The organism is Peribacillus sp. NPDC058002, from assembly GCF_042886655.1.
Lineage (GTDB): Bacteria > Bacillota > Bacilli > Bacillales > DSM-1321 > Peribacillus > Peribacillus aracenensis.
The window spans coordinates 1-5,828 of the sequence record NZ_JBHVQU010000221.1 but is presented as its reverse complement, the minus strand read 5'-3'; the positions used below and the strand labels follow the sequence as shown (position 1 = coordinate 5,828).

At 38.7% G+C, this 5,828-nt stretch carries 7 protein-coding genes; 1 reads left to right on the top strand and 6 read right to left on the bottom strand.

Translation table 11 applies throughout. From position 1 onward, the window contains the following. Positions 1-51: 51 nt before the first annotated feature. The 5 genes from sirA to yneA all read right to left on the bottom strand — a co-directional run bounded on the left by sirA (position 52) and on the right by yneA (position 4,305). The gene (sirA, locus tag ACFVSH_RS22090) at positions 52-492 is read right to left on the bottom strand and encodes a sporulation inhibitor of replication protein SirA (RefSeq protein WP_192204348.1); all 441 of its coding nucleotides are present in this window, start codon (positions 490-492) and stop codon (positions 52-54) included. A gap of 287 nt (positions 493-779) precedes the next feature. Beyond that, positions 780-2,783 carry a transketolase gene (tkt, locus tag ACFVSH_RS22085; RefSeq protein WP_387707833.1) on the bottom strand — a complete coding sequence of 668 codons (2,004 nt, stop codon included), beginning with the start codon at positions 2,781-2,783 and terminating at the stop codon, positions 780-782. Positions 2,784-3,018: 235 nt separating this feature from the next. Further along, positions 3,019-3,252 carry a DUF896 domain-containing protein gene (locus tag ACFVSH_RS22080; protein ID WP_076368840.1) on the bottom strand — a complete coding sequence of 78 codons (234 nt, stop codon included), beginning with the start codon at positions 3,250-3,252 and terminating at the stop codon, positions 3,019-3,021. 65 nt (positions 3,253-3,317) lie between these two features. Further along, positions 3,318-3,974 carry a YneB family resolvase-like protein gene (locus tag ACFVSH_RS22075; RefSeq protein WP_387707831.1) on the bottom strand — a complete coding sequence of 219 codons (657 nt, stop codon included), beginning with the start codon at positions 3,972-3,974 and terminating at the stop codon, positions 3,318-3,320. 19 nt (positions 3,975-3,993) lie between these two features. Beyond that, positions 3,994-4,305 carry a cell division suppressor protein YneA gene (gene yneA / locus ACFVSH_RS22070; RefSeq protein WP_076368838.1) on the bottom strand — a complete coding sequence of 104 codons (312 nt, stop codon included), beginning with the start codon at positions 4,303-4,305 and terminating at the stop codon, positions 3,994-3,996. A gap of 155 nt (positions 4,306-4,460) precedes the next feature. Between yneA and lexA the strand changes: the two genes are divergently transcribed. Beyond that, positions 4,461-5,084, top strand: a complete 624-nt coding sequence (gene lexA / locus ACFVSH_RS22065) for a transcriptional repressor LexA (protein WP_098372919.1) — start codon at positions 4,461-4,463, stop codon at positions 5,082-5,084. A gap of 287 nt (positions 5,085-5,371) precedes the next feature. On the opposite strand, the gene ACFVSH_RS22060 is transcribed toward lexA, so the two are convergent. Further along, positions 5,372-5,602 (bottom strand): hypothetical protein, encoded by a 231-nt coding sequence (locus ACFVSH_RS22060; protein WP_387707829.1) that lies wholly within the window; start codon positions 5,600-5,602, stop codon positions 5,372-5,374. Positions 5,603-5,828: the final 226 nt, after the last annotated feature.

Below are 5,828 nucleotides of genomic sequence, written 5' to 3'. Positions count from 1 at the left end.
TTAATATACCAAACGTTATTATACAAAACACTATAACTAAAAGTCCCCCATTTAGACAAATTTTCTTTCTTTTATCGGTTTTAACCAACCGTATTTTTCATGTTCAAAATCAATTGCCAGAAAACTCGCTTCATATTTTCGAATACTTTCAAAGAAAGCGGTCTCCGCTTCATAATCTCCTTCAGCCTTAAGAGTAATGGACTCATTTTGAATGATTAAAACGGCTTTACTTGTTCCATTTGTTTTTTCTAAATAGTATTTTCCATTTTGAGTCCAATAATTCATCTTTTTTTGCAAACGTTGTTCAATAGCTACCTGCAACTGGTATATCGGGACTGTTTTGGTGACATATTCGATTTGTTTTTGCAAAATACTCTTCAGTCTGCCCCTTGCTTGAATATACTCCAAAAACAAATTGAAAAATAGCTTTTCTCTTCCATAATAATGATGGGCAAATTCATCTTCGATTAAATAAATTTGATAGGTTCTCATCAGCCAATGCCTCCTAGCTCTCCCATTTTGATCACGAAAACAACTAACCACCAGGATCCTCTCCACTATTGATGACTTTCCCCTTTAACTGACACAATTAAACGAAATTTATTTATTCTCATTATATATTGACAAACTAAAAAGATATGTTGTTTACTGGAGAAATTTTCTTCTTTTTTTGTCGAATGGAAGATTTCCTTTCGAATAGGAACACATTCAATATAAAATAGGATTGTTTTTGGTAAAAAAACTGACACCAATCCATTTGGTGTCAGTTCCCATTACTATTATTTAAGCATTTCCTTAACTCGAGCAACTACATTTTCTACAGTAAAACCGAATTCCTCCATGATTTTACCGCCAGGTGCAGAAGCTCCAAAATGATTGATGGCCAATATTTCACCCTCATCACCTGCATAACGATCCCAGCCAAATGGTGAAGCCACTTCGATAGCTAGACGTTTTTTCACTGCCGGATTTATTACGCTTTGTTTATATTCTTTAGATTGAGTTTCAAATCGATCCCATGATGGCATACTGATTACCGAAACATCAATTCCTTCGTTCGCTAAAGCTTTCTGTGCTTCCACAGCCAAGTTCACTTCGGAACCAGTCGCAAGAAGTAATGCATCAGCTACTTCTTTCTTAGAAGCAGAGATGATGTAAGCACCTTTTGAAACACCTTCATACGCAGTTTCGGAAGTGTCTTTTATTGTTGGCAATCCTTGACGAGTCAGTACAAGAGCAGTTGGTTTATTTGTAGACTCCATTGCCACTTTCCAGGCTGCTGCCGTTTCATTGCCATCAGCTGGACGTATTACCCCTAGGTTAGGCATTGCACGCAATGATGCTAATTGTTCGATTGGCTCATGAGTCGGTCCGTCTTCCCCTACAGCAATGCTGTCATGAGTGAACACATAGTTTACCGGCAGTCCCATTAGTGCTGCCATTCTTATGGCTGGACGCAGATAATCAGAGAATACAAAGAATGTTCCTCCGTATACTTTTAAACCACCATGAAGTGCCATTCCATTTAAAGCCGCACCCATAGCGAATTCACGTACACCGAACCATATATTACGCCCACTGTAATTACCAGGTAATAAATCTGTCTCACCTTTAATGGCAGTATTATTCGATCCAGCTAAATCTGCAGAACCCCCAATGAAGCTAGGTACCTTTTTGGCAATTGCATTTAGTACTTCCCCACTTGAAGCACGGGAAGCTAATGTCTTACCTTCTTCATAGACCGGAATTTCCTGATCCCATTCAGCAGGCAGTTCACCTTTGATGGCATGCTCCAATTGCTCTCCTAACTCAGGGTGCGCTTCTTTGTAATTTTTAAACAATTCATTCCAAGCTTCTTCTTTTTGAGCGCCTGCATCAACAACAGCTTCATTGAAGTGTGAATACACTTCCTCAGGAACATGGAAGTCCTCTTCGAATGTCCATTTATATGCTTCTTTTGTCAATTTCAGCTCATCTGCACCAAGCGGAGCTCCGTGAACAGCAGATTTACCTGAACGGTTTGGTGAACCGTAACCAATAACCGTTTTCACTTCAATTAATGTTGGGCGTGCATCGTCAGTTTTCGCTTCTTCAATAGCTTTAGCGATTTCCTGAAGATCGTTCCCATCCTCAACGCGGATATATTGCCATCCATAAGATTTGAACCGGTCTGCTACGCTTTCACTAAATGATTGACTTAAGTCTCCGTCAAGTGAAATATCATTAGAATCATATAAAACAACAAGTCTTCCGAGTTGTAGATGTCCAGCTAATGAAGCTGCTTCTGCAGAAACACCTTCCATTAAATCCCCATCTCCACAAATGCTATATGTATAATGATCGACCACATTATAAGAATCGCGGTTATAGCTTTCTGCCAAGTGACGTTCTGCCATTGCCATGCCGACTGCCATTGCGATACCTTGTCCAAGCGGCCCAGTAGTTGCATCTACACCAGCCGTATGTCCGTATTCAGGATGTCCAGGAGTTTTACTGCCCCATTGGCGGAAGCTTTTCAAATCATCGATAGATAAGCCATAGCCCGATAGATGAAGAAGGCTGTATAACAGCATAGACCCATGACCAGCGGAAAGAACAAAGCGGTCTCTATTAAACCATTCTGGATTTTTCGGGTTATGGTTCATATATTCGGTCCATAGTTTATACGCCATCGGCGCTGCACCCATCGGCATACCTGGATGGCCAGAATTAGCCTTTTCAATTGCATCAATCGATAATGTACGAATCGTATTAATAGAAAGTGCATCTAATTTATCTAACATATCGTAAAAACATCCCTTCCTGTAATGTACCTCTTTATATTATAGTGACAAGCTTAATATCACAACTAAAATCACTATTTACTGCCCCAATATTACAATTTTCTAGAAATAAGAGAAGCCCCCTATTTAGATTAAACTAAATAGGAGAATACATACATGAATGCACTCTCTTTTTACTCCTAAATGCTAATAGAATCTTCAAATGGAATGTTCCATCAGAAGAATCCAAGCATTATTAATGTAAGTTTCTTTTTTCTTTTATATTTTTTATCTTTTGAGGAGTGACGTCATTACCTTCTGGATCGACGACTTTCACATGCTCCAACGTATTGGTCATGGACTTTCTGAATGTTTCCAAATACTCACTTCTCAATTGGGTTTGCTCTTTCGCCTCAACTTCCGTCAAACCTTCAGCCTTTGCCTTTTTTGAAAGTTCATTAATACGGGCTAATTTTTCTTTTGATAACATAATTTCGCTCCTTCATAATCTGCGGATATTGTCATGGTATTAAAAAAATAGCGAAATTACAAGTTCTATGATTGACTTTCCAGTGTATTCAATTGATGTTCGAGAAAACGCCTATTCACTGTAGCCTTAGAAACATTGTATCCAAAGCCCCTCAAAGTTGCTGCGATCTCTGCAAATGTCAATCCATTGGCCCGAAGTTTAATAATTTCTTCTATAGGAATCTCCTTACGGTCCCTTCCGGTGGAATTCCTTTGATTCTGAAGATTTTTTTGAGGACGATACCCTTTTTCAACGGCCCTTATCATCCCACGCTTTATTTTTAGATTATGTAGTTTCCTTTGATATTCTTCTACAATTCCGACAATCTGGATGACCATCGCATCCGAATCCGATAGCTCAAGTTCGCCATCGTGTGAGAGCGTATAAATTTTCACATCTTCTTTAAGGATGACATGGAAAAGGGCTATTTTGGCATTCCCTCTTCCCAGCCTCGTTTCGTCCTGGATTAATAGTACTTCAGCTTCTTTGGTTTTAAATAGTTCGAGCATGTCAAAAATGCCATCCCTATTCAACTTATAACCACTAGCCTGTTCTTTTATTATGGAAATGACTTCAACATCCATCTTTTCTGCCAATTTGACTAATTCATCTTCCTGCCTTGCCAATGATGTTTCCTGTGACTCTTTTTCTGTGCTGACCCTACAATAGATTACCGCTTTCATAATACCCTACCTTCACTGCTTACTGCTCACTGGCCAAATTCTGGACAAGTTCTTCCCCTTTAACCGGTATGACGATGACTTGACCGGGTTTAATCGAATCTGCCCTTACTCCATTATGCTCTTCTATCCAACCAATGAATTCTTTTTTTGTCAAATTTGCTTCTTCATATTCTTCGGCAATTCCCCATAGGGTGTCACCTTCACTTACTTCTATAGAAAGGAAATCATTTTTTTGATCATTGTTCAATGTACAAGAGAATAAAATTGAAAAGATAAATACTGATCCGGCTAATAGAATCGTATAAATATAATTTTTGTATAATTTTTTCATAAATATCCCTCCAAAGCGAATGTTCGTTCGTATGTTATGACCAAATTATAATACGAACGTTTGTTTCAGTCAACAACAAAATTCGAACTTATGTTTGTATAGAGTTGGGGGCCATGCTATAATATAGCAAAGAACTTTGGGGAAGAGGTGCACTAATGACTAAACTATCAAAACGGCAGCAAGATATTCTTGATTTCATTAAAGAAGAGGTTCGCCAAAAAGGGTATCCACCTTCCGTACGGGAGATTGGCGAAGCAGTGGGACTTGCATCAAGTTCAACAGTACACGGACATTTATCCCGCCTGGAAAGTAAAGGCCTGATTAGACGTGACCCAACCAAGCCAAGGGCCATTGAAATAATGAATTCGGAGGAAGCGAACAATATTCCAAAAGCCAATGTCGTGAACGTTCCGTTACTTGGAAAAGTAACAGCGGGCATGCCTATAACGGCCATCGAGAACATAGAAGAATACTTTCCGCTTCCCGAAAGCATGGTTCCGCATGATGACCATGTATTCATGCTGGAAATCATGGGTGAAAGTATGATCGAAGCTGGAATTCATGATGGAGACTATGTCATCGTGAAACAACAAAGCAATGCCAATAATGGAGATATCGTCGTGGCCATGACGGAAGATGATGAAGCCACTGTAAAACGATTCTTTAAGGAACCGGATTACATAAGGCTTCAGCCCGAGAATTCAAATATGGAACCAATTATTTTACGGGATGTTTCGATACTTGGAAAAGTAATAGGCTTATATAGACAAATACACTAAAAGCGCTAACCGCGCTTTTTTTGTTTGTTTAATTTATGTCCCGAATTCTCTCAATATGCATATGGAAGAGTAGGTTTTGATATATTTTTTAATAGAATCTATTTTCATGTGAATATTACATCTTTTATAACGGATGTACGGTTCACTATCCCTCTTGATATAAATACTTTGGAAAGAAGCTCATTCAAAAAAAGGAGAGCGTTGAAATACCGTTCCCAGTTAAAATTTCATGTCATTCTTAATATTTGATTCACTTTAATAAGGTAAAGTTCGACCAAGCCATTCCACTATTGAATCTTCACTTGTGTAGAATCATATGCTTTTCCAAGCGCAGAGACGGAATCCCCTTTACTGACAATATGATAAACTTCCTCGTTACTTGCTTCATATTTAGTTAAATCGCTTGTTTTTATAAGATTCACCAGTTTTTCTGTATATTTCGGATCCGAGGCATACCCCGCATCGAATATTGCTTTGGATGTTTTTTTCTCCAATGACAGCTGTATATAGACTTCCATTTCATGACGTCCCGTTTACGTATAGATTGGCAAGATCTCGAAGACTTTCTTCCCAAGATGGGTATTTCCTGAATTTGTTCCATCCTTGAACGGGCACACCGATGTGGTATTCGATTGTTTATGTTGGCTCTTTCCGAGTTGTTTTAAACCATTCCCGCGGCCAACTAGAAAAAGCCGTCAATCCATATAATTATATGGATTGACGGCTTTAAAATTGAACTCTGAA